Annotated in this window: 23 protein-coding genes and 1 pseudogene; 9 read left to right on the top strand and 15 right to left on the bottom strand. The window is 63.8% G+C overall.

The window, feature by feature from the left end; all coding sequences use genetic code 11:
• Nucleotides 1–49: 49 nt before the first annotated feature.
• From AC3EMP_RS28185 to AC3EMP_RS28195, 3 genes are all read right to left on the bottom strand, one after another.
• Nucleotides 50–916 carry an SDR family oxidoreductase gene (locus AC3EMP_RS28185; RefSeq protein ID WP_023744356.1) on the bottom strand — a complete coding sequence of 289 codons (867 nt, stop codon included), beginning with the start codon at nt 914–916 and terminating at the stop codon, nt 50–52.
• Nucleotides 917–1,034: 118 nt separating this feature from the next.
• Nucleotides 1,035–1,745, bottom strand: a complete 711-nt coding sequence (locus AC3EMP_RS28190; RefSeq protein WP_196813812.1) for a helix-turn-helix transcriptional regulator — start codon at nt 1,743–1,745, stop codon at nt 1,035–1,037.
• An 8-nt stretch (nt 1,746–1,753) separates the two neighbouring features.
• Complete coding sequence (locus AC3EMP_RS28195) at nt 1,754–2,626, bottom strand: S1C family serine protease (RefSeq protein WP_023805955.1); 873 nt, start codon at nt 2,624–2,626, stop codon at nt 1,754–1,756.
• Between the two features lie 169 nt (nt 2,627–2,795).
• Between AC3EMP_RS28195 and AC3EMP_RS28200 the strand changes: the two genes are divergently transcribed.
• The gene (locus AC3EMP_RS28200; protein WP_023744354.1) at nt 2,796–3,746 is read left to right on the top strand and encodes a S1C family serine protease; all 951 of its coding nucleotides are present in this window, start codon (nt 2,796–2,798) and stop codon (nt 3,744–3,746) included.
• 4 nt (nt 3,747–3,750) lie between these two features.
• On the opposite strand, the gene AC3EMP_RS28205 is transcribed toward AC3EMP_RS28200, so the two are convergent.
• Together AC3EMP_RS28205 and AC3EMP_RS28210 are read right to left on the bottom strand one after the other, a co-directional pair.
• Nucleotides 3,751–4,662 (bottom strand): arginase family protein, encoded by a 912-nt coding sequence (locus tag AC3EMP_RS28205; protein ID WP_023744353.1) that lies wholly within the window; start codon nt 4,660–4,662, stop codon nt 3,751–3,753.
• A 94-nt stretch (nt 4,663–4,756) separates the two neighbouring features.
• Nucleotides 4,757–5,181, bottom strand: a pseudogene (locus AC3EMP_RS28210) (VOC family protein).
• 66 nt (nt 5,182–5,247) lie between these two features.
• On the opposite strand from AC3EMP_RS28210, the gene AC3EMP_RS28215 reads away from it, so the two are divergent.
• Nucleotides 5,248–5,874 (top strand): TetR/AcrR family transcriptional regulator, encoded by a 627-nt coding sequence (locus AC3EMP_RS28215; RefSeq protein ID WP_023691512.1) that lies wholly within the window; start codon nt 5,248–5,250, stop codon nt 5,872–5,874.
• On the opposite strand, the gene AC3EMP_RS28220 is transcribed toward AC3EMP_RS28215, so the two are convergent.
• The gene (locus AC3EMP_RS28220) at nt 5,807–6,763 is read right to left on the bottom strand and encodes a LysR family transcriptional regulator (RefSeq protein ID WP_023734949.1); all 957 of its coding nucleotides are present in this window, start codon (nt 6,761–6,763) and stop codon (nt 5,807–5,809) included. The two genes, AC3EMP_RS28215 and AC3EMP_RS28220, sit on opposite strands and share 68 nt — an antisense overlap.
• 109 nt (nt 6,764–6,872) lie before the next feature.
• Here AC3EMP_RS28220 and AC3EMP_RS28225 point away from each other — a divergent pair, with 109 nt between their 5' ends.
• From AC3EMP_RS28225 to AC3EMP_RS28235, 3 genes are all read left to right on the top strand, one after another.
• Nucleotides 6,873–7,508, top strand: a complete 636-nt coding sequence (locus AC3EMP_RS28225; protein WP_023672454.1) for an FMN-dependent NADH-azoreductase — start codon at nt 6,873–6,875, stop codon at nt 7,506–7,508.
• Between the two features lie 110 nt (nt 7,509–7,618).
• On the top strand, nt 7,619–9,052 hold the full coding sequence (locus tag AC3EMP_RS28230; RefSeq protein ID WP_352712070.1) for a 3' terminal RNA ribose 2'-O-methyltransferase Hen1: 1,434 nt from the start codon (nt 7,619–7,621) through the stop codon (nt 9,050–9,052).
• The gene (locus tag AC3EMP_RS28235; protein ID WP_023825078.1) at nt 9,049–11,625 is read left to right on the top strand and encodes a polynucleotide kinase-phosphatase; all 2,577 of its coding nucleotides are present in this window, start codon (nt 9,049–9,051) and stop codon (nt 11,623–11,625) included. Before AC3EMP_RS28230 ends, AC3EMP_RS28235 begins: the two co-directional genes overlap by 4 nt.
• 1 nt (nt 11,626) lies before the next feature.
• Here the strand turns inward: AC3EMP_RS28235 and AC3EMP_RS28240 are convergent, their stop codons facing one another.
• A complete protein-coding gene (locus AC3EMP_RS28240; RefSeq protein ID WP_023672451.1) occupies nt 11,627–11,920 on the bottom strand; it encodes an HlyU family transcriptional regulator in 294 nt (97 codons plus the stop codon).
• A gap of 101 nt (nt 11,921–12,021) precedes the next feature.
• Nucleotides 12,022–12,699 (bottom strand): PadR family transcriptional regulator, encoded by a 678-nt coding sequence (locus tag AC3EMP_RS28245; RefSeq protein WP_023734953.1) that lies wholly within the window; start codon nt 12,697–12,699, stop codon nt 12,022–12,024.
• Nucleotides 12,700–12,971: 272 nt separating this feature from the next.
• Here AC3EMP_RS28245 and AC3EMP_RS28250 point away from each other — a divergent pair, with 272 nt between their 5' ends.
• Entirely contained in the window at nt 12,972–13,229 is a 258-nt protein-coding gene (locus tag AC3EMP_RS28250) for a DUF2798 domain-containing protein (protein ID WP_023683797.1), read from the top strand.
• Between the two features lie 44 nt (nt 13,230–13,273).
• On the opposite strand, the gene AC3EMP_RS28255 is transcribed toward AC3EMP_RS28250, so the two are convergent.
• From AC3EMP_RS28255 to AC3EMP_RS28275, 5 genes are all read right to left on the bottom strand, one after another.
• Complete coding sequence (locus tag AC3EMP_RS28255; protein ID WP_023733293.1) at nt 13,274–13,654, bottom strand: thiol-disulfide oxidoreductase DCC family protein; 381 nt, start codon at nt 13,652–13,654, stop codon at nt 13,274–13,276.
• A gap of 69 nt (nt 13,655–13,723) precedes the next feature.
• Nucleotides 13,724–14,017, bottom strand: a complete 294-nt coding sequence (locus AC3EMP_RS28260; RefSeq protein ID WP_023733294.1) for a GYD domain-containing protein — start codon at nt 14,015–14,017, stop codon at nt 13,724–13,726.
• A gap of 190 nt (nt 14,018–14,207) precedes the next feature.
• The gene (gene rpoD, locus AC3EMP_RS28265) at nt 14,208–16,232 is read right to left on the bottom strand and encodes an RNA polymerase sigma factor RpoD (protein ID WP_023672446.1); all 2,025 of its coding nucleotides are present in this window, start codon (nt 16,230–16,232) and stop codon (nt 14,208–14,210) included.
• A 412-nt stretch (nt 16,233–16,644) separates the two neighbouring features.
• A complete protein-coding gene (gene dnaG / locus AC3EMP_RS28270; RefSeq protein WP_352712068.1) occupies nt 16,645–18,585 on the bottom strand; it encodes a DNA primase in 1,941 nt (646 codons plus the stop codon).
• 171 nt (nt 18,586–18,756) lie between these two features.
• On the bottom strand, nt 18,757–19,125 hold the full coding sequence (locus AC3EMP_RS28275; protein ID WP_023683794.1) for an RcnB family protein: 369 nt from the start codon (nt 19,123–19,125) through the stop codon (nt 18,757–18,759).
• A gap of 389 nt (nt 19,126–19,514) precedes the next feature.
• Here AC3EMP_RS28275 and AC3EMP_RS28280 point away from each other — a divergent pair, with 389 nt between their 5' ends.
• A complete protein-coding gene (locus AC3EMP_RS28280) occupies nt 19,515–21,179 on the top strand; it encodes a Na/Pi cotransporter family protein (RefSeq protein WP_027049950.1) in 1,665 nt (554 codons plus the stop codon).
• A gap of 95 nt (nt 21,180–21,274) precedes the next feature.
• Nucleotides 21,275–22,456 carry an MFS transporter gene (locus AC3EMP_RS28285; protein WP_023751200.1) on the top strand — a complete coding sequence of 394 codons (1,182 nt, stop codon included), beginning with the start codon at nt 21,275–21,277 and terminating at the stop codon, nt 22,454–22,456.
• Nucleotides 22,457–22,463: 7 nt separating this feature from the next.
• Here the strand turns inward: AC3EMP_RS28285 and AC3EMP_RS28290 are convergent, their stop codons facing one another.
• Nucleotides 22,464–23,021 (bottom strand): GNAT family N-acetyltransferase, encoded by a 558-nt coding sequence (locus AC3EMP_RS28290; RefSeq protein ID WP_023672441.1) that lies wholly within the window; start codon nt 23,019–23,021, stop codon nt 22,464–22,466.
• Nucleotides 23,022–23,130: 109 nt separating this feature from the next.
• Nucleotides 23,131–23,580 carry a GatB/YqeY domain-containing protein gene (locus AC3EMP_RS28295; RefSeq protein WP_031197556.1) on the bottom strand — a complete coding sequence of 150 codons (450 nt, stop codon included), beginning with the start codon at nt 23,578–23,580 and terminating at the stop codon, nt 23,131–23,133.
• Nucleotides 23,581–23,840: 260 nt separating this feature from the next.
• Here AC3EMP_RS28295 and carA point away from each other — a divergent pair, with 260 nt between their 5' ends.
• On the top strand, nt 23,841–25,058 hold the full coding sequence (carA, locus tag AC3EMP_RS28300) for a glutamine-hydrolyzing carbamoyl-phosphate synthase small subunit (RefSeq protein WP_352446382.1): 1,218 nt from the start codon (nt 23,841–23,843) through the stop codon (nt 25,056–25,058).
• Nucleotides 25,059–25,306: the final 248 nt, after the last annotated feature.

Here is a 25,306-nt window from a genome sequence, read left to right on the forward strand (position 1 = left end):
AAACGCCGGCAGGCGGATGGGGGGCAGCGCCGGCGGCCCGTGATTTCCGTCAGTAGATGCTTTTGACGTTCGTCGGCGAATTGGCAAATACCGCGTCCGGCACGAAAAAGTCGCCGGCCAGCGGCCCGGTCGCGCCCGGCGCATAGACCGCGAAATCGGTCACGCCCTCGGCCCGCAGCACCTCTTCATCAATGTAGAAATTGCCTGATGTCTCGCGCGATGGCCGCAGGAAGATGGCGTGTGCGGCATCGGCCATGATGTCGGGCAAGCGGCTCATCGCCGCGACCGTCGCGCCGCCGAGCAGATTGCGCACCGCCGCCGTGTCGATGGTCGAGATCGGCCACAGCGAATTGACCGCGATGCCGTCCTTGGCAAACTCGGCGCTCATCCCCAGCGTGCACATCGACATGCCGAACTTGGCCATGGTGTAGGCGACATGGTTCTTGAACCATTTGGCCTTCATGTCGAGCGGCGGTGCCAGATTCAGAATGTGAGGATTCTCAGCCAACTTCAGGTGCGGAACGCACATTTTCGACACCAGGAAGGTGCCGCGCGTGTTGATCTGGTGCATCAGATCGTAGCGCTTCATGTCGGTCTCCAGCGTGCCGGTGAGCTGGATGGCGCTGGCATTGTTGACGCAGATATCGATGCCGCCGAACTTTTCGACGGTCTTGGCAACCGCCTCGGCCACCTGCGCCTCCTCGCGGATGTCGCACAAAACAGGCAGCGCCTTGCCGCCGGCCTGCTCGATCTCCTCAGCCGCCGAATAGATCGTGCCCGGCAGCTTCGGATGCGGCTCGGCGGTCTTGGCCGCGATCGTCACATTGGCGCCGTCGCGCGCAGCGCGCAGCGCGATCGAAAGACCGATGCCGCGCGACCCGCCGGAGATGAACAGCGTCTTTCCCTTGAGCGACATGTCTTGGCACCTCCCTGCTACATCACTGACGCGAACCATTGCGCGGCGGCAATGCACTGCGCAAGGCCTCGGCAGCCTGCAACGGGTTACGCAACGTAGGCTCAAACGGAAAAGGGGGTTAGACCAGCACCAGGCCCTGCCGCATTGCGATCGCGATGGCATCCGTGCGGTTGGCAGCACCCAGCTTGATCAGGATCGCGGCGACATGGAATTTCGCCGTGTGCACGGAGATGTTCAGCCGCCGGGCGATCACCTTGTTGGGTGCGCCTTCGGCGAGCAGCGCCAGCACTTCCGTCTCGCGCGGTGACAGCGCTGGTCGGAGGGCGGCGCCGTCGTCAAAAGATTCCTCGCCAAACAGCCCGCTATCGGTTTCAGTTCCGCTCGCTATGTGATCGAAACCGCCATGACGATCCGGCGTCGAACGCCCATCCCTGGACACCCGGTAGCCGGCCGCCGCCAGTCTGACGGCAGCCGCGACCAGATTCGCATCCGACGCCAAAGGCAGCACGGCAAGCACCCGGTTTTCCGGCCGGCCAGCGCTCGCGGATAGCAGCACCCGTGGGATTGCGCTGTTGCCACCATCGGCTCGATCGAGCCAGGCCGCACTGTTCGCAACAGCGTCATCGAAGACAGCGACGTCGGCAATCCCGCTGCCGGCTACGACCGGAAGCAGATCGTCCGCCATGGCAAGCGAAGCTGACAGGCGCTCGGCACGCGCGGCATCGTGCAGCGCGATCAGCACCACGAGCTGGCGTCCGCCGCCCGCCACCTCCGGCCCACCCACCTCCGGCCCACCCGCCTCCGGCCTTGTCAGCGTGTCGCTTTCCATCGGCCCTCTCAGCTCAGCGGTTTTTCACCGACGGTCAGCGCGACGTCGCGCTGCTCGCCGCCGCGCACCACGCCGAGCGTCACCGCAGCGCCCGCGCTATCCGGCCCAAGCTTTCGGATCAGTTCGCGCGGGCCGTGCACGGCCTCGCCATTCCACGCCACGATGATGTCGCCCAGCGCAAGGCCGGCGGCTTTGGCCGGACCATTGTCGTCGAGGCTCATGACCATGGCGCCGCGCGCCGCGCCGTCACGGATCGGGTGCAGGCCGGCGCCGAGATAGCCGCGCGCGACATGGCCCTTTTCACGCAGCGTCGCCACGGCCCGCTCGATCGTCTCATAAGGCATGACCAGCGCACGACCACGTGGCCCAAACAGCAGCATGCCGATCAGCGCGCCCTTGGCGTCAAGCACCGGCCCGCCCTCGAAACGGCCGCCGGCATTGACGGCGAGATTGATGCGCCGATCGATGCTGCCGCCGCGCATCGAGCGCCAGGCGGGGCCGACCTCGCCGACCGAGCCCGAGACGGCCAGCGCCGAGCCCTGACTGCTGCCGACAGCGATGGCGACGTTGCCCGGCCGCACCCCATCAGCCTTGGCGAGCGCAGGCGCCGCGGCCGCGCCGGCCGGCTTCAGAAGCGCTACGCCGGTCGACGGATCGCGACCGACCAGTTCGGCCTTCACCGCTTCGCCCGAAGCCAATGTCAATTCGATCTCCTCACCGGCCTCGACAGCTTCCTCGGCGGTGACGAAATAGCCGTCACGCCAGTGGAAGGCGCTGGCGGTGCGATGGTGATGGGTGGTGAAACTTGCCGTTGCCGGCGCAGCCTTGGCGGCGAGATCGGCGATGGCCTCGGAAAATGCATTAAGGTTGAAGTCACTCATGATGATCTCCTGGGTTTTCTCATGCCCCAGATATCGCTCGGCAGTGCGCCCGGAGGTACTCGTCTGACGGCTAGTTACTGGTTTGACTGGCCATCTGGTCAGGTCGCGGCAGTTCGAGCCGCTCCGCACATATAGTCATCATCGCGCCTGAAAACACGGAGCCCCGCCAATGGCCCTCGCCGCCCACGAGTTCGAAACCGACGACACACTGCTCGACGCCTATTCGACGACAGTCGCCGACGCCGTCGACCGCATCGGCCCAGCCGTCTGCCGCATCGAGCGCGTCGGTGGCCAAGGTGGCCATGGCTCCGGCTTCGTCATCACCCCGGACGGGCTGGTCGTCACCAATTTCCATGTCGTTGGCGATGCCAAAACGGTGCGCGTCTCTATGCCCGACGGCGCCTCCAGCGAAGGCCGTGTGCTAGGCCGCGACCCCGACACCGACATCGCGCTGGTGCGCGCCGATGGCAGCTTCACCGAAGTCGCGCCGCTCGGCGATTCCAAGCGGCTGCGGCGCGGCCAGATCGCCATTGCCATCGGCAATCCGCTCGGCTTCGAATGGACCGTAACGTCAGGCGTGGTCTCCGCACTTGGCCGTTCGATGCGCGCCTCGACCGGGCGGCTGATCGACGATGTCGTCCAGACCGATGCCGCGCTCAATCCCGGCAATTCCGGCGGACCGCTGGTGTCGTCGGCAGGCGAAGTCATCGGCGTCAACACCGCCATGATCCACGGCGCGCAAGGCATCGCCTTCGCGGTCGCTTCCAACACCGCCAACTTCGTCATTTCGGAGATCATCCGCTTCGGCCGCGTGCGGCGCGCCTTCATCGGCATCTCGGCCGACACCACCAGTTTGCCGCGCCGCGCAGCGCTCCTGTCGCAGGTGACCACCAGTACTGCGGTGCGGCTGCGCAGCGTCGAGAAAGACGGACCCGCGGCGAAGGCCGGCCTCAGGGAAGGCGACATCATCGCGGCGATAGACGGTCGCCCGGTCACCGGCGTCGACGACCTCGTGCGCATGCTCGACGCCGAACGCATCGGCCGCGAGACGCTATGCACAGTGGTGCGCCGCACCGGCGTCAGCCAGGTGACGGTGACGCCGGTAGCAAGGGCGAGCTGAGCCTTTATCGAGGCTTGAGCACCCGCCCGAGCAGCGACACCAGCAGTCGCGCAAGGTCACCGGTCGGGTCGAGGTCGGGATCGTAGATCGTCATGTCCAAGCCGGTGCAGCGCTGGTCCGCTGCCAGCGCCGACAGAATGGCAACGAGTTCATCGGGGTCGATGCCGGGGCTGCCGGGCGAATCCACCGCCGGCATCACCGTCTGGTCGAGCACATCGACATCAAGATGCAGCCAGTAGGGACAGCCGGCGCGCGCCAGCGTCGCTCTTGTCTTTTGCAACACTCCAGCCGCGCCGAGTTCCTGCGCGGCAAAGACGTCGATGCGCGTCACGGCGGTCGCATTGATGTCGGGCCAGGCAAAATCGGCATCGCGGCTCTCGCGTTCGCCGATCTGAACCACCGCATCGTCGGCGACGAGCGGACCGACAACACCTGGCCATTGCGCCAGCAAAGCCTCGCCGCGTCCGGTGGCAAGTGCCAGATCCATGCCGGCAACCGAGCCGAGTGAGGCATTGACATCGTAGTTGCCGGGATGGCGGAAATCGCTGTGGCCATCGAAATGGATCAGGGCGACTGCGCCCGAGCGCCGCGCGGCGACCAGTGCGCCAAGCAGGATCGAGCAGTCGCCGCCGATGATCAGCGGGAACTCGCCTTGCCCAAGCGCACGGGTGACGATCTCGGCAAGATCGAGGTTGAAGCGGCGGATCGCCGGACCATTACGCAGCCTAGTGCCCGGTTGCGGTTCGGTACTGTAGGCGGGTCTGTCGAGATCGACCACCCGCCCCGGCGCCAGCGACTCGATCAAACCAGCTTCGCTCAGCGCCTGCGGCGCACGCCAGGTGCCGGGCACATGGCCCGGCTCCAAGGGCCGAAGGCCGAGATTGGATGGCGCACGAACAAGGCAGATGTCACGCATGCGGCAGGCCCAGCTTCAACATCACCAACATAGACCGCATGGTGCGGGTCCGGCCACAGCGGCCGGAGCCGCTGCCGACATTTGCTGCCATCGTTCAGGCGCCCGCCGCGCCCGCCGCGAATTGCGCCTGAAATTCCGGGCTGAGCGGGATCGGCTTGATGACGTCGATCAGCACGCCATTGGGATCCCTGGTGATGAAATGGCGCTGGCCGAAGGGTTCGTCGCGCAGCGGGCACAGGATCGGCAGGCCGGCCGCAACGATCCGTTCATAGACAGCATCAGGATCCCTCACCTCGAAATTGATCAGCAGCCCCGATGTGCGGCCGCGCCCCCCTCGGGGATCGTCTCGTGGTCGCCCTGGACGATACCGAGATTGACCCGGCGATCCTCGGCAGACTGCAGATGCACATACCAGTCGCTCGCAAACAGCGGCTTGAAGCGGAAGTGATTGATATAGAAGGCTTTTGTGCCGGCTACGTCGCCCGTCATCAGCACCGGATAATAGCTCGTCGTCTTCATCTTTCTTTCTCCCGTCAGCCAACATACAGTTTGCATGTAATTCGAAATAACATACAGGCTGCATGTATGCAACGAGAAACCCCGCGCCGCTCCAACCGCGACCGCACCGAAGCGACGCGCGCCGACCTGATCGCTGCGGCGCGCAAACTGTTCATCGAAAAGTCCTATGCCGAGACCGGCACGCCGGAGATCGTTGCGGCCGCCGGCGTCACCCGCGGCGCGCTCTATCACCACTTTGCCGACAAGCAGGCGCTGTTTGCCGCCGTGGTCGAGCAGGAGGCGGCGGCGGTGGCGCAAGAGATCGAGCGCGCCTCGCCGCCTTCTTTGTTTGCCCGCAATGCGCTGATTGCCGGCTCGGACGCCTATCTCGCCGCCATGCGCGCGCCCGGCCGCACGCGGCTTTTGCTGCTCGACGGGCCGGCCGTGCTTGGCCGCGCCGCCATGGATGCGATCGACAATCGCCACGGCAACCGGTCGCTGCGCGAAGGCCTGGTTGCGGCAATGCGCGAACAGTCGATGACCAGACTGCCGGCCGATGCGCTGACCGCTTTGCTCGCCGCTGCCTTCGACCGCGCAGCACTTGCCGTCGAGGCCGGCGCCTCGGCCGAAGACTATCGCGCCGTGCTCATGGCTCTGATCGATGGGCTGTCTCCGGCTCGCCCTCAGGCAGGTCGTCCGGTTCGAACTCGTTGAAGCAGCCGAGCTGGCGTTTGAACTGGTCGATCAGCCAGGCCGCCGCCGGTTTCGGGCTGCGGTCGGCGCGGTGCATGGCGTAGAGCGATGAGCGCACCTCGCTAAATGGTTCAAGGTCGAGTTCCACCAGCCTGCCGCTGGCCAAATCGTCCGCGATCAGCCAGCGCGGCAACCCGCCCCAGCCCAGCCCCTCGCGCATCAACGTATGCTTGATACGCACATCTGTCAGCCGCCATGTACGATAGGCAAAGACGCCGAAGTCGCGTCCCTTGGTGCGTTCCGACTGGTCGCTGACAACCAGCTGGGTGTGCTCTCGCGCATCCTCGAGCGCCACCGGTTTCGGCAGCAGTGCCAGAGGGTGGGTGGGGGCGGCAGCCAGCACGATCGACATGAAGCCGATGCGCACGAGATGCACGTCGACCTCGCCCAGCAAGCCACCGATGCCAAGATCCGACTGTCCGCTGACGACATGGTCGGGGATCAGACCGAGCGTGCCGATATGCAGTCGCATCATCACGGTCGGGAACTGCGCCTCGAACGCCTTCAGCACCCGCACCAGCACCGGCGAGGGCAGCGCCGCGTCAACCGATAGCGCAACTTCAGCCTCCAGCCCCTGATGGTGACCGTCGGCACGCGAACGGATGCGCTGCAGCACGCCGACCATGCGCCGGGCGTCCTCCAGCATCGCCCGGCCGATTTCGGTCAGCTGCGGCTCGCGCGTGCCCTCGCGCTCGAACAGTTTCAGGCCAAGCTGCGCTTCAAGATTGGCGATGCCGTAGCTGATGACGGACTGCGCGCGGTTAAGCTTGCGGCCGGCGGCTGAGAAGCTGCCGGTGTCGGCGACCGCAACCAGGATCTGCAATTGGTCGAGCGTCGGATTGGGTTGCACGGCATACCTACTTTATGGATGGATCGTATAGAAAATATACCAGTTTTTTGAATGGGTCGGTAGGCCGATATCAGGCGGGAGAAATCAATTCCCACTGGAGAGAACCGCTATGTCTATCCTGCTTGTAACCTCGAGCCCGCGCGGCGCTGCCTCGCACTCGACCCGTATCGCTACCGAATTCGCTGAAAAGCTCGTCGCCGCCGACCCGTCGAATACGCTCGTCGTACGCGACCTCGTGGCCAACCCGCTGCCGCATATCGACACCGATTATGCGACCGGCATCTACACCCCCGTTGAAGCCCGCACGCCGCGCCAGGCCGAAGTCGTCGGCGTCTCCGACATCGTGCTTGACGAACTGTTCGCAGCCGACACCGTGATCCTGGCCACCGGCTTCATCAACTTCAACATCTCCTCGACCCTGAAGTCCTGGGTCGATCACATCTCCCGCTCCGGCAAGAGCTTCTCTTATGGCGAGGGTGGTCCCAAGGGCCTCGTCACCGGCAAGAAGGTCTATATCGTACTCGCCTCGGGCGGCATCTATTCCGAAGGTGCGGCCGTGCAGTTCGATCACGCCATCCCCTATCTGCGCGGCGTGCTCGGCTTTCTCGGCATGACCGACGTCGACGTCATCCGGATCGAAGGCGTCGGCATGGGTCCCGACGCCGTGACCGCCGCGCTCGCCAATGCGACCGCCAAGGTCGATGCCGTGGTGGCCAAGACCGCGAGCGCGCAAATCGCCGCGTAAGCACACCCCGTCATTCGCATTGAAAAGGCAGGCGCTTCGGTGCCTGCCTTTTTCCTTGTCAGGCGGCGCGATAGGTTGCGTGTCGAAAACGGATCTATCGCGTTACTAGATTGCCGCGCAACGCCATTGGTTATTCGGCCTGTCTGCGTTATCGGTCGCTGATGTTCCTTTCCGTCGCGACAACCCATCATCCAGCCACAGATCTCGGCTTCTTGCTGCACAAGCATCCCGAACGTCTGCACGAGACTGACCTATCCTTCGGCAAGGCCTGGCTGTTCTATCCGGAGGCGACCGATGAGCGTTGTGAGGCTGTGCTTCTGCTCGATGTCGATCCGATAGGGCTCGTTCGGGGCAAAGGCCAGGCAGAGGGCTTGCTGGATCAATATGTAAACGACCGACCTTATACGGCATCGTCTTTTCTGTCTGTGGCTTTGAACAAGGTACTGCGGACAGCGATGACCGGCATCTCGAAGGAGCGCCAGCAACTGGCCGATAGCGACCTCCCGCTCGAAGCTGTGGTGACCCCGCTGCCGATGCGTGGCGGCGAGGCCCTGGTTCGAGATCTATTCGAACCGCTGGGATGGACCGTCAACCTGGCGCCGGTCGAAACTGTCGGATCTGGCGCGGGTGGACCACGATACGGTCATCTGAGGCTGACTGGCACCGGCCGCCTAAGCAGCCTGCTCAACCACCTTTATGTCCTGATCCCGGTGATGGACGAGACCAAGCACTACTGGGTTGGCGAGGCCGAGATTGACAAGCTGCTGTCCAAGGGCGAGGGCTGGCTGGAAAACCACCCAGCCAAAGACCTGATCGTGCGCCGTTATCTGCGCAACCGAGGTGCGTTGGCCCGCATCGCCCTGGAGCGGCTGGCTCCGGAGACGGCCAATGAGGTCCTACCCCCCGAAGCCCGGGCTGCACCTGAGCAAGCGCTGGAGGCGCCCATCCGGCTGAACGACCTGCGCATGGACGCCGTGGTGCAAGCCATTCGGACGACCGGAGGGACCAGTGTTGCAGATTTGGGGTGTGGCGAAGGCAAGCTGCTCTATCGGCTCGTGCGCGAAAAATGGGTCCACAAGCTGTTCGGGCTCGACCCCGCTATTCGTGAACTGGAATGGGCGGCCAAGCGTCTCAAACTGAACGAGTTCGGGGGACCGCCTGAAGACCGGGTCACGCTGCTGCACGGATCGCTGACATATCGCGACAGCCGATGGGCGGAAGCCGACGTCGCGGTGCTGGTCGAGGTCATCGAACATCTCGACGAAGACCGGCTGCCAATGATCGAGCGTATTATCTTCGGCGAGACAGCGCCAAAATTCGTGATCGTGACTACGCCGAACGCTGACTACAACCCCTTGTTCCCCAGTCTGGCCGCCGGCGCTTTTCGCCATCCGGATCACCGTTTCGAATGGGGCCGGGTTCGGTTTGAAGCCTGGGCGGCCAGGATCGGCGAGATCTATGGCTATAGCGCCGCCTTAAGTGGCATCGGAGCCGTGGACCCCGTGCTCGGCGCGCCGACGCAGATGGCGGTGTTCACCCGATGAGAGAGCCAGACAAGACCGACCTCACCATCCCTGACTTCGCCCTCGTCGTGCTGATCGGCTCGACGGGATCGGGCAAGTCGACCTTCGCCGCCAGGCACTTCCTGCCGACCGAAATCATCTCGTCGGATCGCTGCCGCGCGTTCGTCAGCGACAACGAGACTGATCAGGATGTCTCGGCCGACGCTTTTGATTTGGTGCGCGAAATCGCCGGCAAACGGCTCAAGCATCGAAAGCTGGCCGTCATCGACGCGACCAATGTGCGACCCGCTGATCGCAAGGCGTGGGTCGAGCTGGCGCGCAAATGGCACGCTTTGCCGGTCGCCGTGTTCATCGATCCGGGTGTTGATGTTTGCATCGCCCGCAACGCCCTACGAGCCGATCGTCCCTTCGGCCCCGGCGTTGCCCAGCGCATGACGACCGAAATTCGCAAGGGCCTCGGCGGCCTGCAACGCGAAGGTTTCCGTCAGGTCTGGAAGCTCACCGGCGAGGCCAGTATCGACGCGGCCAAGGTCTCGCGTCAGCCTTTATGGACCGACAAGCGCGACGATTGCGGTCCTTTCGACGTCATAGGTGATGTCCATGGTTGCGCCGACGAACTTCAGACCTTGTTCCGTCAGCTCGGTTACAGCATCGCCTGGTCCGATGGCCATGGCGATCGGACCGTCACTGTGACGCCGCCAGAAGGCCGCAAGATCGTCTTTGTCGGCGACCTCGTCGATCGTGGTCCCAACGTGCCCGACGTCTTGCGCATCGCCATGAGCATGGTCGCGGCGGGAACCGCCTACTGTGTCCAGGGCAATCACGAACGCAAACTCAGCCGCTGGCTGGAAGGCCGCAAGGTCACGATCGCCCACGGCCTGCAGCAAACCATCGACCAGTTGGACGCTCAGGATCGCGGCCTGCGAGAGGCTTTGCCGGCCTTCCTCGACAGCCTGCGCAGCCACGTCTGGCTGGACGGCGGACGCCTCGCCGTGGCACATGCCGGACTCAAGGAAGAGATGATCGGGCGCGGTTCCGGCGCGGTGCGCGAGTTCGCCCTCTATGGCGAAACCACTGGCGAAATCGACGAATTTGGCCTGCCCGTCCGTGCCGACTGGGCAGCCGCCTATCGGGGCAAAACCAGCGTAGTATACGGGCACACGCCGGTGCTGTCGGCGGAGTGGGTCAACAACACGCTTTGCATAGACACCGGCTGCGTGTTCGGCGGCAAGCTGACTGCCTTGCGCTGGCCGGAACGCGAACTGGTCGACGTGCCGGCAATCGAGACCTGGTCCGAACCCGTGCGTCCCCTCGGTGGACCGGGCCTTGGCAAATCGGCACAGGCCGATGCCGACGGCGTGCTCGACTATCAGGATGTCTCTGGGCGACGCTGGATCGAGACCGAACTGAAAGGCAGGGTTGTCGTGGCCGAGGAGAACGCGTCGGCGGCACTTGAGGTGATGAGCCGCTTCGCGCTGTCGCCGCAGTGGCTGGTATATCTGCCGCCGACAATGTCGCCATCCAAGACCAGCAGCCAAGCCGGCTGGCTGGAACGCCCCGAGGAAGCCTTCAGTCATTTCCGCGAGCGTGGCGTCACCCAAATCCTGTGCGAAGAGAAGCACATGGGTTCGCGGGCAGTCATCGCTCTGTGCCGAAACGCGCAGACGGCGCGCGACCGGTTCGGGGTATCTGGCGACGAGACAGGCGCGATCTGGACCCGGACCGGACGCTCCTTTTTCAGCGACAGCGGCATGACGGAGCGCCTGCTCAATCGCCTGCGCGCCAGCGTCGACGCTGCGGATCTATGGCAGGAATTGAACAGCGACTGGTTGCTGCTGGACACCGAGATCATGCCATGGTCGGCCAAGGCAAGCAGCCTGATTGAAAGCCAGTACGCCCCAGTGGCAACGTCTGCGGCCGCTGGGCTCCAGGCCAGCCGCGAAGCGCTGGCCCGTGCGATGGCACGCGGCGTGGATACGGCTGCGCTCAAGGCTCGTATTGAGGACCGCGCCGCGCGTGCCGCCAGATACGCCACTGCCTGGGCGCCTTACGTGTGGCCGGTCTCGGGCGTCGACGACCTGAAAGTCGCGCCGTTCCACCTGCTGGCAAGTGAGGGATGCGTCTGGTTCGACCAGAACCACGTTTGGCACATGACGCTTGCGGACCGTCTGGCTGCCGGGGGCGGCGTGGTAACGCGAACGCAATGGCGGATGGTTGACCTGGCCGATGCCGGTTCTTGTGCGGAGGCCGTCGCCTGGTGGGAGACGCTGACCGACTCAGGCGGCGAAGGGATGGTAGTGAAGCCGCACGACTTCGTCAGCCGAAACAAGAAGGGGCTCATGCAACCGGCGCTGAAAGTGCGCGGCCAGGAGTATCTGCGCATCATCTATGGCCCCGAATACGATGCACGGGACAATCTCGTGCGCCTGCGCGAACGAGGCTTGGGTGGCAAGCGCAGCCTGGCGCTCAGAGAGTTCGCGCTCGGTCACGAGGCACTGAAGCGGTTTGTCGCCAAGGAACCGCTGCGACGTGTTCACGAGTGTGTTTTCGGCGTGCTGGCGCTGGAGAGCGAGCCAATCGATCCGAGGCTGTAGGCTACCCGAACATCCTCTCGCCTTGCTCGTCGACCAGTTGCATGCCCTTCTTGATCGAGATGTCGACGGCGTCGTCCAGTCCGGCAAAGCGATCGGCGCGGATGAATTTGTGTTCCTTCATCACGCCGTCGACTTCCTTCGAAACCACGCCGCAGGTCTGGTATTGGCCCCCCTCCGCCTTGTAGGGCGTGGCGCTGATCAAAAATCCCTTGTGCTCAACCTGCTTTGCCGGTGCTGCACTCTTGGGCTCGCCCCCCTCACCGCCACCACCGAAAAGACGCTTCAGAAAAGACATGGGGCTTCCTCCAACGGCAATCATCCTGCACCACGTCTCGCGGTGCAGGATGATTTTCAGTACCGTTCCTCAGTCGAACGGGCAAGCGTTCTCGCCAGGGGTCAACCGCGCGATAGCGCTTCCAGGGCTTCAGCGGCGGCTTCCAGGACTGCAATCGCCTCGGCCTGCTTTTCAGCCGACGCGTCGACGAGATCGCCGAGCGCGGCACGCAGCCGGTGACGCACGGCGCGGAACTCCTCGCGGGCTTCCGAGCGACCCCGTCCACCACGCCGTCCGCCTTCCTCGCCGTCGTCGTTCCAGCCGAACCAGTCCCGCGCTTTCGCCATCTTGCGGCCGAAGCGCTCGAGATGCTCCAGCACGCCGTCGATCATCTCGCGGTTCTCGGCGAGATGCGCCTGGCCCGCCTCGGTGATCGAAAACACCTTCTTGTTGCCGTCGGCGGCTGAAGCCGCATAGCCGGCCTCTTCCAGGAAGGTCAGCGTCGGATAGACGACGCCCGGGCTCGGGCTGTAGATGCCGCTGGTGCGCTCTTCCAGCGCCTTGATGATGTCGTAGCCGTGGCGAGGCGCCTCGGCCAGCAGCGACAGCGTGATCAGCTTGAGATCGCCGTCGGCCAGCATGCGCCCGGCGCGAAACATGTCGCCCGGGCCGCCGCGTCCACCGCCACGTCCGCCGTGGCCGAACGGACCAAAGCCGCCGCCCCCTCTTCCACCAAATTTGCCTGCCATGTGCAGGAATGCGCGCTCGGCGCGCTCGCCAAAGGGATGATGTCTATGCATGAATTGCTCCTTGAGTTATATCTTACGATACATCTTAATTAGGCTTGCCCCGCCGACGAGTCAAGATATATCTTACGATGTATCTAAAGGCGGCGCCAGAAGGTTGATTTCGCCGCCGCCGGCAGCTAGAAAGCGCGTGAGGGCCAAAACCTCTCCGTAAGCGTCTGACGTCAAGCAACGCATCCACCCCGGTCTTTCCGGGCAGTTCCGCCGGAAACCCGGCGCAATGGATGCCAAATGCGACGGACCGGATGTTTCAGGAAAATCCAAAAATGACCACGAACCGTAAGCGCGGCAAGCTGCCGGCGCGCTATGCCGCGATCGTCAGCCCGCTGGTGCTGTCGCTGCTGATGACCTTCATCGTCTCGTTCATATCGACGCTGAAAAGCCTTGGACTGCAACCTGATTTGCCGGCTGTCTGGCTCACTGCCTGGGGCCTGTCCTGGCTGGTAGCGTTCCCAACGTTGCTCATGGTGCTGCCGGCGGTGCGCCGCATTGTCGGCTGGCTTTGCGAGCCGGCGTCCCGGTAACGCCCATGACGGTAAGGCCCGCAGATTCTTCGGGCCTTGCCTCGCTACCAGCGGCCCTTGCGCCGGTTCCAGGCATAGAGAAGATCGGCGAAACGATCATAGGCCAAGCGCGTCAGCGGCAGCGCGACCGGATTGCCGAAGAGCGTCGCCAGCCAGCCGTCGCCCGGCGTCGCCCGCCAGACGGCAACCGCGACATCGGCGCCGACCAGCAGCCTGCCTTCGGCATCGGTGGCATGCAGCCGGCGGCGTATGTCCTCCAGCGAGGCGCTGTAGCCAGAGAGCGCCGCCGGTTCGAGGTTGATGTCGCGGAATTCGATCCGCCCGGCCTTGATCGCCTCGATCAGCCGCCGTTTCTGCCGGGTGATGCCGCCATCGCAAACCGGGCAGCGTGTGTTGTACCAGACGGTCAGCGCAGGCTTGGACATGGCGCGACTATCACCCTGACGGCACGGCCCCGCAATATGACGCCGAGCCGCACGGACCCGCGCCCAGCGCTATCCAAGCGAGGCGACGATCTCGCGATAGGCAAATTCCGGGAAAGCCTTGAGCGTTCGCGTCTTGACGCTGCCACCCGTTGCCAGCATCAGGGCGAAACGAGCAAGCACAGCATCGTCGGGCGCCTCGATAATCGCCACCATGTCATATTCGCCCATAGTCAGGTAAAACGCCTTGAACGAGCCGCCCATGTCGGCCAGTTGCTTCTTGGCGGCATCGAGCCGCTTCGGCGACTCTCGGATATTTCTGGCGCCCTGTTCCGTCCAGTTCATCAGCAGGATGTAGGTTGTCATCACACACCTCCCTCCGGGGCCACGGAGCACGGCTGAGGACATCAGCCGGGGCGGACATCCGGTTTTTCGCCCAGAACATGCATCCGACCAGGCAAGTATCCTCCCGACGGAGATGGGCGACAAGAGCCTTCACCCGGCAACAAAAAGGGCGCCATCGGCGCCCTTTTCGAATTCTGGTCTGTTGCCGGTATCAGCTGTCGAGGAAGCTCCTCAGCTTGCGGCTCCGGCTCGGGTGCTTGAGCTTGCGCAGCGCCTTGGCTTCGATCTGGCGGATACGCTCGCGCGTCACCGAGAACTGCTGGCCGACTTCTTCCAGCGTGTGGTCGGTGTTCATGCCGATGCCGAAGCGCATGCGCAGCACCCGCTCCTCGCGCGGCGTCAGCGAGGCGAGCACCCGCGTGGTGGTCTCGCGCAGATTGGCCTGGATCGCCGCATCGATCGGCAGGATCGCCATCTTGTCCTCGATGAAATCGCCCAGATGCGAATCCTCTTCGTCACCCACAGGGGTTTCGAGCGAGATCGGCTCCTTGGCGATCTTCAACACCTTGCGCACTTTTTCGAGCGGCATTGCGAGCTTTTCTGCCAGTTCCTCCGGCGTCGGCTCGCGGCCGATTTCATGCAGCATCTGGCGCGACGTGCGCACGATCTTGTTGATCGTTTCGATCATGTGCACCGGGATGCGGATGGTGCGCGCCTGGTCGGCAATCGAACGCGTGATCGCCTGCCGGATCCACCATGTCGCATAGGTCGAGAACTTGTAGCCGCGGCGGTATTCGAATTTGTCGACCGCCTTCATCAAGCCGATATTGCCTTCCTGGATCAGGTCGAGGAACTGCAGGCCGCGATTGGTATATTTCTTGGCGATGGAGATGACGAGGCGCAGATTGGCCTCGACCATTTCCTTCTTGGCGATAGCGGCTTCGCGCTCGCCCTTCTGCACCTGGTTGACGATCTTGCGGAATTCCAGGATCGAGATCGCCGTCTCGGTGGCGAGGTTCTGGATTTCCGAACGCAGATCCTTGATCGCGTCCTTCTCGTTCTTGGTGAATTCCTTCCAGCCGCGCGAGGTCAGGTTGCCGATCGAGCGCGTCCAGTTCGGGTCGAGCTCGGAACCCTGATATTCCTTGAGGAACTCCTCGCGGCGCACGCCATAGCTTTCGGCCAGGCGCAGCAGCTTGCCTTCGTTCTGCACCAGCCTCTTGTTGATGTCGTAAAGCTGCTCGACCAGCGCCTCGATGCGCGCCGTGTTGAGCGACAGCGACTTCACCGCCTTGATCAGCTGGTCCTTCAGCTCCTTCAGGCGGCGGTCCTGGCTTGGCGACAGCGTGCCGGTCGCGGCCAGACGGTTCTCGACCTGCTGGTCCTGCAGCTTGCGCAGCTTCTTGTAGGTGTCGGCGATGACGTCGAGCGTCTCCATCACCTGCGGGCGCAGTTCCGCTTCCATCGCCGCCAGCGACAGGCTCGCCTCGTCCTCGTCTTCCTCGTCGTCATCGACTAGGCCGCGCGTGTCGGCGCCGACATTGGTGATGTCGTCTTCCTCGTCGCGTCCACGCCTCGGCTTGTCCTCGGCCTTGGGCGCCTCCTCGATGCGCTCGACCACCGGCGCCTGCTTGGCTTCGGGGCCCGCATAGGTGGCTTCGAGGTCGATGATCTCGCGCAGCAGGATCTTGGATTCGTTGAGCTCGTCACGCCAGATGATGATGGCCTGGAAGGTCAGCGGGCTTTCGCAGAGGCCCGCGATCATCGTCTCGCGGCCGGCCTCGATGCGCTTGGCGATCGCGATTTCGCCCTCGCGCGACAGGAGCTCGACCGAGCCCATCTCGCGCAGATACATGCGCACCGGGTCATCGGTGCGGTCGGTCGGCTCTTTCTTGGTGGTCGTGGCGGCGACGGCGGTGCCGGTCTGCTCGGCCAGTTCGTTGGCGTCTTCCTCGGCGTCGGCATTGCTGTCGGCGGCCTCGGGCTCCTCGCTCTGATCGTCGTCCTCGACCACGTTGATGCCCATGTCGGACAGCATCGCATTGATGTCTTCGATGCGATCCGGATCGGTCTCTTCCGACGGCAGCACCGCGTTCAGTTCGTCGAGAGTCACATAGCCGCGCTTCTTGGCGGCCTTGATCATCTTCTTGACAGCATCATCGGAAAGGTCGAGCAGAGGCCCATCGGTGGCGCCTTCACGTTCGGTCTCGACCTCTTCCTTTTCCTTTGTCGCCATAGTCTTTATCTTCTCCTAGCGGCCGAGCATCGAAGCCGCGTAGCTGCCGCACCGGTCAAACTACATGCGCTGGTGGCGCTTAACCGGGCCGGTAACCGAATCAACTCTTTTGTTTGTTCATATCGTGCCCCCAAAACCGGTTTTCACTTTTGGGCGATATGCATTAAGTCCAGATTAACCCTGATATCTGTGGCAGGCTGACAGCCTGTCCAGTGATCAGCACCTCGCGTCAGTGCATTTCCATCGACGCCGGCACGGGTTAAGGTTTCGAATCGTCCTGATTCCGTCATTCTGCCAGAAGGTCAAGCGCCTCTCGCATGATTCGCATCAAAAAAGCGAATCAATTACCCCACTTAGAGGCGTCGATTCGACGCGCAGCACGTACATCATCCATTCTTGCGCAGGTTTCGACCTACACGCGCCCACCCCTGCCCGAGGACACACCGAAGCCTTCGATCAGCGCTTCCGTTGCTTGTACATCACGGAATTGCGCCTGGATCTCGATGAGGTGCCGGTAGTTTTCGTCAGTGGGATCGCTGGCGAGCGCTGCTTCCGCCTGTTTCAGCTCCTTATGTAAGGTGCGCGCGCTGCGCTGCAAGTGCAGCGCCTGGTTGAAGGCGTCGCGGGCATCGTCAAGCGCTGCGGTTTCCAGCGCGGGCCATTGCCTGGCCCGTTGGATCAGCGCCACGGCGCGCCCCCAGATATCGCTGCAGCCGGCACGTTCGATGGTGGCGATCACCGCGCTACGGTCATTGGCCATGTCGTGCGCCATCGCATCGAGGATGGCGGCGTGCAGCCGCTGCAGATCGGTGTTGGCGAGATCGAGGAACTCGACATGGGCGAAGTTCTCGTCGATCAGCGCCGGATGGTTGACGAGGGCTACGATGATCGTCGCCTCGCGCACCGACATCATCTCGCCACCGCGTTTGACCATGGCGGAGCGGCCGAGGCTTTCGGTGATCGCGGCGCGCGCGCCTGCCCCGCTGCCTTTGGCGAACTGTCCGCCGGGTGCGGGCGTTTTGCCCTGCCCTGGTTTCCAGTCCTGGCGACCTTGCCGCACTTCGCGCTGGGCGCTGAAGAAGGTCAGCTCCCGCTCGCGCATCCACTGCTGGTAGTGGTAGCGCTGGCTCTCATCGCGGATGCGGCTGGTCAGTTCGCGCAGCGTCTTTGTCAGCCCCGCCCGCCGCTCCGGCGTGTCGAAGACGCCACCGGATGTCTCACGCATCCACAACAAATCAGCGAGAGGCCGCGCTTCCGCCAGCACGGCACGAAACGCGTCCGGCCCTTCTGCCTTGACCAGATCGTCGGGATCCTTGCCCTCCGGCAACAGTGCAAAGCGCACCGACCGCCCGGCCTGCACCGACGGCAGCGCGAGATCCGCGGCCCGCCACGCCGCCTTCAGCCCGGCCTGGTCGCCGTCGAAGCACAGCATCGGCTCAGGCGCCATGCGCCACAGAAGTTCGAGCTGGTTTTCGGTGAGCGCGGTGCCGAGCGGCGCCACGGCATTCTCGAAGCCGGCCTGCGCCAGCGCAATCACGTCCATATAGCCTTCGACGGCAATCACCGTGCCGCCTTTCGCCAGCGCTTTGCGGGCGCGGGCGAAATTGTAGAGCACGTTGCCCTTGTGGAAGAGCTCCGTGTCGGGCGAATTCATGTATTTGGCCAGCGCATCGGGCGCCAGTGCGCGGCCGCCAAAGGCGATGATCTTGCCGCGCGAATCCGGGATCGGGAACATGATGCGATCGCGGAACCAGTCATAGGAGACCGGGATTTCGTCGCCATGACGCACCAGCCCGCAGGCCTCGATGTCGGCCTTGGGCACGCCCTTGGCGGCAAGATATTCCTTCAGCGCATTGCGGCTGTCGGGCGCAAAGCCCAGCCGGAACGATTGCTGCGTCGCCGGCGTCAGCCCGCGATCCCTGAGATAGGCGCGGGCTTTTGCACCCTCCGGTCCTTGCAGCCGCTCCTGGAAGAAGGCAGTCGCCATCTCCATGACATCGGTCAGGCTGGCGCGTTCCTTCTCACGCTGTTCCTCCCGCTCGTCGCGCACCGGCATCGGCACGCCGGCCATGTCGGCGATCTTCTCGACCGCTTCGGGAAAGCTTAATCCGTCGAGTTCGGTCAGGAACTTGAAATGATCGCCCGACACCGAACAGCCGAAACAGTGATAGCGGCCCTTCTTGTCCTCGCAGTGGAAGGAGGGGCTCTTTTCGCTATGGAACGGACAACAGGCCCAATAGTCGCCGCGCGAGGCGTTGGTCTTCTTCCTGTCCCATGCGACGCGCTGGCCGATGACAGATGAAATCGGCACACGGTCGCGTATCTCATCGAGAAAGGCGGGCGGAAAGCGCATTGGGGAACTCGTTTGTCCCTCATATAATCATGCGCGCGGAATCCGACGACCCTTATTGCGGACCATACCCGGTTTCCACAGCCAAAAAGCCCGGTTTCTACAGCCAAAAGAAAGGCGGCCGTTTCGGGCCGCCTCCTTTCAAGTCTCTGCATTGCGCCGGCGAGGCCGGGCTTAATGCGCGGCAATGGCGCCGAAGATGATGCCGGACAGGACGCTGACCAGCACATAGTCGTTGCCGACGCGGATCCATTCCTGGCCGCGGCCGGGGCGATGCAGGCCATAGCGGCCATAATCGCGGATCGGCTGGTGCCGCTTCCAGCTGGAATATTTCCGGCCATTGCGCCAATGGCTGCGCTTGACGACCACCGTCTTCTTCACGACGCGCTTCCTGACATCGACATGCTTGCCGGGCCTCTGCCAGTCGACCTGCGTGTAATTCGACTGCGGTGCGACCGGTGCGTTCACCGGTGCGGCCTGGCCGGTAAGCGAAGTGGCGGCCAGCATCGAGAAAGCGAGGGCGGAAAGAACAATACGTTTCATAGCGGGGCTCCTTGGTTGTCGATGCCTAGGGAATAGCGCCCGAAGGATGAACCGAAACTGAACACTAGCATTACATTTGCGTAATGAAATCCGGTGCTTATCCTGGATATTTGAACATCATCGCAAAGGCGATTGCCGGGAGTCCGGCAAACCGGGACGATCCGCTGCCATCACCAGGGATCCGCCATGCAACCATTTTCGCATCCGTCCATTTTCCGACACGCCCTGTCGCGCCGCGACGGCTCTTGAAATCGACAAGATTTTATTACCCGGCTAAAATATTCCGGGATATTGTTCAAGACTGTCATGACCATGATTCGCAGCCCCGTTTTCCTCCCTGCACTGCGCGCCCTCCGCGTCGCGGTCCCTGTCTGCGTGCGGGTTTCGAAATGAGCGGCTCCGTCGTCCTGCTGCATCTGGCGGGCGCGGTGGCGCTGATGTTGTTTGCCACCCGCATGGTCAAGACAGGCGTCGAGCGCGCCTATGGCGACGTGCTGCGTCACCGGCTGCGCTCCACCATGCGCAATCCGATCATGGCGGTTTTGGCCGGCTGCGGCCTGTCCATCGCGCTGCAGAGCTCGACCGCCGTCACGCTTCTCGTCGGCTCCTTCGCCGGCGCCGGCATCGTCTCGGGCATGTCGGGCCAATTGGCTGTGCGCGGCGCCGAGATCGGCTCGGCGCTGGTGGTCAAGCTCTTGACCTTCGATCTGACGCTGCTGGTGCCGATCTGCCTCGTCGCCGGCACGGTCATGTTCATGGCCACCGAGCGGCGCGACTGGCGCCAGTTCGGCCGCATCCTGGTCGGCATCGGCCTTCTGGTACTGTCGCTGGAGATGATCGGCCAAGCCTCGGAGCCGCTGCGCCAGAGCACGCTGATGCCGCTCATCATCGAATATTTCTCCAGCGACTACGTCACCGCCTATCTGCTCGCCGCGCTCGTCACCTGGCTGTTCCACTCCTCGATCGCCGCCGTGCTTTTGATGGTCACGCTGGCCGGCCGCGGCTTCATCCCGCCCGAACTCGGCATCGTGCTGGTGCTCGGCGTCAATCTCGGCTCGTCGATCATCGCGCCGCTGCTCACCCGAAGTGCCGAACCTGGCGTGCGCGTCGTGCCGATCGGCAATCTGTTGATGCGCGGCATGGGCTCGCTGGTGATGCTTATCCTGCTCATGACGCTGAAGCCGCCGGTCGCCTTCCTCGGCGCCACCGTGCCCGACCAGATCGTCAACGCCCACATCCTGTTCAATGTGCTGATCCTGCTCGCCGGCCTGCCGCTTGCCAGCTTGATCTATCGTGCCTCTGAGAAGATCGTGGCAATGGGCACCAAGCCAGCGCCGGCTACAGAGCTCGATGTGGTCGAACTCTCCGCCCTCAACGACGGCGCGCTCGACGTTCCGAGCCAGGCGCTGGCCAACGCCACCCGCGAGGTGGTGCGCGTCTGCGAGACGGTCGAGATCATGCTCAAGCGCATCATCGAGCTGTATGAAAGCGCCGACGGCGACAAGATCAAGGCGCTGGCCGCCCTTGACGACCGCGTCGACAGGAAGCACGCGGCGATCAAGCTCTATCTGGCCAAATTGACCAGGAACTCGCTCACAGAGGACGAGGCGCTGCGCTGCCAGGAGCTGATAGGCGCCTGCGTCAAGCTCGAGCAGGTCGGCGACATCATCGTGCGCAACATGCTGGTGCATGTGAAGAAGAAGTTCGAGCGCGGGCTGGAGTTCACGCCCGAGGGCTGGAGCGAGCTGCTCGCCTTTCACACCTCGGTGCTGGCCAATGCCAGGCTTGCTTTCAACGTGCTGGTGTCGCGCGACCCTGAGACTGCCCGCCAGTTGGTGCTGGAAAAGGACCGGCTGCGCGACCGCGAAAAGGAAACCAGCGCCAGCCATTTCGTGCGGCTGCGCGACGGCACCGCCAAGAGCGTCGAGACAAGTTCCATCCACCTCGACACCATCCGCGACCTGAAGCAGATCAACTCGCTGCTGGCGTCGATGGCCTACCCGGTGCTGGAAGAGCGCGGCCTGCTCGGCGGCTCCAGGTTGAAGGCGAGCTGATCAAGAAAACCTAAACCGGCCGCAAAAATTTCTGCATTGCCGGCAAGCGCCATCCATGATTTGAGGCCAACTCGTTCAAGGATCGCTTCCGCGCCATGCTTCCGCTCATTGCCCTGTTCATCGCCGCCTTCGCTTTCGGCACCACCGAATTCGTCATTGCTGGCGTGCTGCCGCAAGTGGCCGACGGCCTTGGCGTTTCGATCCCGACCTCCGGCTATCTCGTCTCAGGCTATGCCGGCGGCATCGCGGTTGGCGGGCCATTGCTGGCGCTCGCCACCAAGGGCATTCCCCGCAAGACGCTGCTGCTTTGCCTGACCGTCGCCTTCACCATCGGCCAGGCCGCTTGCGCGCTGGCGCCCGATTTTACCTCGATGCTGCTCTTGCGCATTGCGGTCGCCGTCGCACACGGCGCCTATTTCGGCGTCGCCATGGTGGTGGCTGTCGGCCTCGTGCCCGAGGACAAGCGCGGCATGGCCGTGGCTGTGATCCTCTCCGGCCTCACCGTATCCAATGTCATCGGCGTCCCGGCCGGCACCGCAATCGGCAATCTCTGGGGCTGGCGCGCCACCTTCTGGGTGATGTGCGCGCTTGGCGTCGTAGCCTTTGCCGCCATGGCTGCGCTTTTGCCGCGCACGACAGGCGCATCAAGGCCATCCGCCAGTCTTGGCAGCGAGGTTCGCGTGCTGGCGCGCCAGCAAGTCTGGACCTCGCTGATCCTGATGCTGATGTTGATGATCGGCCAGTTCGGCCTGTTCACCTACATCACCCCGACCCTGCTTGAGGTGACCCATCTCGACGAGGGCCTGATCCCCTGGGTGCTGCTGCTCAACGGCGTCGGCGCCACCGTCGGCGTCTTTCTCGGCGGCAAGCTTTCCGACTGGAAGCTGATGCCGTCGCTGATCACAATGCTTGCGCTGCAAGCGGTGATGTTGGGCGTGATCTATGCCGTCAGCCCCTACCCCGTGCCGATGGTCATCGCCATCGTTATCTGGGGTGGCCTCAACTTCGCCATAGGCACGCCGATCCAGACCCGCATCCTGGCCTGGACGGCGGACGCCTCCAACCTCGCCTCCTCGCTCATCCCCTCCGGCTTCAATGTCGGCATCGCGCTCGCCGCGTCGCTGGGCGCTGCCATGCTCAACGCCGGCTACGGCTATCGCAGCCTGCCGGTTGTGGGCGCTGCCGCCATGCTGGTGGCGGTGGTGGTGGCACTTGCCTCCTACATCTGGGAGGGGCGCAGCCGGGCAGCGCCGCCGCTGCCAGCAGCGGCCGAATAGCATCGGACTACAAATCGATCCGGAACAACAAACTCTCGGCGCCGCCATACGCGGCGTCCTTGATGAACGGACCGACCACACGGCCGCCATTGGCCAGCACCACCTTCTGCGAGGCCGGATTGTCGAGGTCGGTGGTGAGCTCGACATATGGCAAACCAACAGCCCTCGCCTCGTCCAGCATCAGCCGCAGCGCCTCGGTCGCATAGCCTCGTCCGCGCTTCCACGGCACCACGGCATAGCCGATATGGCCGAGCACATGCGACGGCAGTGCGGCCGTACCCGGCTGCCAGCGAAAGCCGATCGAGCCGGCGGCCTCGCCGTCCCAGATCCAGCGCCGGAAGCCCGGCAGCCGCGGCACGGTCGTGCCGTCCGGCAAGGTAATCGGGCCTCCTTTGGCCTCGGGATCGTCGAGGCTGGCAAGGAACGCCGCGGGATCCTCGTCGATCGCCGCAAGTTGCTCGCGCGTCGCTTCCATCAGCCGGACATTGTCCGGCGACCAGCCACGCTCGAGCGCCGCCTTGTAGGAGGGCAGATGTTCGAGCGTGGGTTTGACGATTTCGATCATGGTGGGTCTCTCCGGCAGGTCAAGGCTTGCTCGCTTAAGCCGGTGCGGACCGTTTCTTGCCCAGAGGTAATGCCCCTGCTCTCCTTCGCCATTGAAGTGGTGTCGGCTCCTACTGCAGCAGGCCTTTGACGATGCCGCTAGCCTTGCCGAAATCCATCTGGCCGGCATATTTCTGCTTCAGCACAGCGATCACCTTGCCCATGTCCTTCTGGCTGGTCGCACCGGTAGCAGTGATCGCTTCGCGCGCCGCTGCAGTCACCGCCGCCTCGTCCAACTGCGTCGGCAGGAAGCCGCGGATGATCTCCATCTCGCCACGCTCCTGCGCCGCCAGTTCCGGGCGCTTGCCGTCCTCGAACGCCTTGGCCGATTCCTCGCGCTGCTTCACCATTTTGGCCAGGATCTGCAGGATCTCCTCGTCGCTGGCGGGGTCCTTGGCCGAGCCGCGATTGGCTATGTCGCGGTCGTGAATGGCGGCCTGGATGAGCCGCAGTGTCGGCAGCCGGTGCTTGTCCTGCGCCTTCATCGCGCTCTTCAGGGATTCGGCGATTTTTGCGCGCATGATGCTTTCTCCTTCGAACGGCGCGGACAATAACCGCGGCCCATCCGCAAAGCAAACGCGCCAAAGCCCTGATATCGTTCGGCGAAACAAATGCTCGCCGTTTTTGGCACGGGCATCATTGACCGCTCTGGCGCCTTCCCCTATGTACTCGGCCTTGCACAAGACAAAGAATTGATGCGCGCAGGCTCGAGAGATCGGCCGCGCCGTTTGCTGCGCAGATGGCCCGCCATCGAAGCGCGCAGCGTGACAGGAGCGTCGCCATGGCCGAGATGACCCCCGAACTGACCCCGCCTTGGGCAACCGAAAAGCCGACCGCCGTCCTGGTGCTGGCCGACGGCACCGTCATCGAGGGTCGCGGCCTCGGCGCCACCGGTTCCGCCGTTGCCGAAGTCTGCTTCAACACCGCGCTCACCGGCTACCAGGAAATTCTCACCGACCCATCCTATGCCGGCCAGATCGTCACCTTCACCTTCCCGCATATCGGCAACATCGGCACCAATGACGAGGACATCGAGGACTTGAACCCGGTCGCCCGTGCCGGCGCCGTTGGCGCGGTGTTCAAGGCCGATGTCACCAACCCGTCCAACTACCGCGCCGGCACCGGGCTGGACCAGTGGCTGAAGAAGCGCGGCATCGTCGCGCTGTCGGGCATCGACACCCGGGCGCTGACCGCGCTGATCCGCGAAAAGGGCATGCCCAATGCCGTCATTGCGCACGCGCCCGACGGCATCTTCGACCTCGACGATTTGAAGCGGCGGGCCGCCGCCTGGTCGGGCCTGATCGGGCTTGACCTCGCCAAGGAAGTCACCTCCGGCCAGTCCTCGGTCTGGCGTGGAACGCCCTGGGTGTGGAACGAAGGCTTTGGCGAACAGGCCGAGCCGTCGATGCACGTCGTCGCCATCGACTACGGCGTCAAGCGTAACATCCTTCGCCTGCTTTCCGGCCTCGGCGCCAAGGTCACCGTGGTTCCGGCCGGTACCGGTTCGGAAGAAATCCTGGCCATGCAGCCCGACGGCATCTTCCTCTCCAACGGCCCCGGCGACCCGGAAGCCACCGGCGAATACGCGGTGCCGGTCATCCAGGACCTGCTCAAGACCGATATTCCGGTGTTCGGCATCTGCCTCGGCCACCAGATGCTGGCCCTGGCGCTGGGCGGCAAGACCGCCAAGATGCACCAGGGCCATCACGGCGCCAACCACCCCGTCAAGGATCATACCACCGGCAAGGTCGAGATCGTCTCGATGAACCACGGCTTTGCCGTCGATGCCGACTCCTTGCCCGAGGGCGTCGAGGAAACCCATGTCTCGCTGTTCGATGGCTCGAACTGCGGCATCGCGCTGACCGGACGTCCGGTGTTCTCGGTCCAGCACCACCCCGAGGCCTCGCCCGGCCCGCAGGACTCGCACTATCTGTTCCGCCGCTTCGTCAACCTGATCCGCGAAAAGCGCGGCGAGGAACTGCTGGCCGAACGGGCCTGAGCCCTCTGTGTAGCAGCGATAATATCGCTTAGCCTCGAGCGATAAATCTGCGATATTGCGCGAGTGAAGACGATCATCCTCTCGGTGTCGGCAGCTCGCGATCTCGACAACCTGCCGGCCGATGTCCGCGAGCAGGTCTCTGAGGGTTTGAACACTTATGCCATCAGCGGGCGTGGGGATGTAGAACGTCTTGCCGGCCGAGACGGTTACAGACTTCGGATCGGTTGCTACCGCGTTATATTGATGAA

Source organism: Mesorhizobium sp. P160219 (assembly GCF_057786095.1).

Excerpts from the sequence above, each read along its gene's own strand:
- AC3EMP_RS28285 (WP_023751200.1), top strand. The coding sequence starts at position 21,275 with ATGCTTCCGCTCATTGCCCTGTTCATCGCCGCCTTCGCTTTCGGCACC.
- AC3EMP_RS28225 (WP_023672454.1), top strand. The coding sequence starts at position 6,873 with ATGTCTATCCTGCTTGTAACCTCGAGCCCGCGCGGCGCTGCCTCGCAC.
- rpoD (WP_023672446.1), bottom strand. The coding sequence starts at position 16,232 with ATGGCGACAAAGGAAAAGGAAGAGGTCGAGACCGAACGTGAAGGCGCC.
- AC3EMP_RS28215 (WP_023691512.1), top strand. The coding sequence starts at position 5,248 with ATGCAACGAGAAACCCCGCGCCGCTCCAACCGCGACCGCACCGAAGCG.
- AC3EMP_RS28255 (WP_023733293.1), bottom strand. The coding sequence starts at position 13,654 with ATGTCCAAGCCTGCGCTGACCGTCTGGTACAACACACGCTGCCCGGTT.
- AC3EMP_RS28260 (WP_023733294.1), bottom strand. The coding sequence starts at position 14,017 with ATGACAACCTACATCCTGCTGATGAACTGGACGGAACAGGGCGCCAGA.
- AC3EMP_RS28280 (WP_027049950.1), top strand. The coding sequence starts at position 19,515 with ATGAGCGGCTCCGTCGTCCTGCTGCATCTGGCGGGCGCGGTGGCGCTG.
- AC3EMP_RS28275 (WP_023683794.1), bottom strand. The coding sequence starts at position 19,125 with ATGAAACGTATTGTTCTTTCCGCCCTCGCTTTCTCGATGCTGGCCGCC.
- AC3EMP_RS28245 (WP_023734953.1), bottom strand. The coding sequence starts at position 12,699 with ATGCATAGACATCATCCCTTTGGCGAGCGCGCCGAGCGCGCATTCCTG.
- AC3EMP_RS28185 (WP_023744356.1), bottom strand. The coding sequence starts at position 916 with ATGTCGCTCAAGGGAAAGACGCTGTTCATCTCCGGCGGGTCGCGCGGC.
- AC3EMP_RS28250 (WP_023683797.1), top strand. The coding sequence starts at position 12,972 with ATGACCACGAACCGTAAGCGCGGCAAGCTGCCGGCGCGCTATGCCGCG.
- AC3EMP_RS28195 (WP_023805955.1), bottom strand. The coding sequence starts at position 2,626 with ATGAGTGACTTCAACCTTAATGCATTTTCCGAGGCCATCGCCGATCTC.
- AC3EMP_RS28235 (WP_023825078.1), top strand. The coding sequence starts at position 9,049 with ATGAGAGAGCCAGACAAGACCGACCTCACCATCCCTGACTTCGCCCTC.
- AC3EMP_RS28200 (WP_023744354.1), top strand. The coding sequence starts at position 2,796 with ATGGCCCTCGCCGCCCACGAGTTCGAAACCGACGACACACTGCTCGAC.
- AC3EMP_RS28190 (WP_196813812.1), bottom strand. The coding sequence starts at position 1,745 with ATGGAAAGCGACACGCTGACAAGGCCGGAGGCGGGTGGGCCGGAGGTG.
- AC3EMP_RS28290 (WP_023672441.1), bottom strand. The coding sequence starts at position 23,021 with ATGATCGAAATCGTCAAACCCACGCTCGAACATCTGCCCTCCTACAAG.
- AC3EMP_RS28240 (WP_023672451.1), bottom strand. The coding sequence starts at position 11,920 with ATGTCTTTTCTGAAGCGTCTTTTCGGTGGTGGCGGTGAGGGGGGCGAG.
- dnaG (WP_352712068.1), bottom strand. The coding sequence starts at position 18,585 with ATGCGCTTTCCGCCCGCCTTTCTCGATGAGATACGCGACCGTGTGCCG.
- carA (WP_352446382.1), top strand. The coding sequence starts at position 23,841 with ATGGCCGAGATGACCCCCGAACTGACCCCGCCTTGGGCAACCGAAAAG.
- AC3EMP_RS28205 (WP_023744353.1), bottom strand. The coding sequence starts at position 4,662 with ATGCGTGACATCTGCCTTGTTCGTGCGCCATCCAATCTCGGCCTTCGG.
- AC3EMP_RS28295 (WP_031197556.1), bottom strand. The coding sequence starts at position 23,580 with ATGCGCGCAAAAATCGCCGAATCCCTGAAGAGCGCGATGAAGGCGCAG.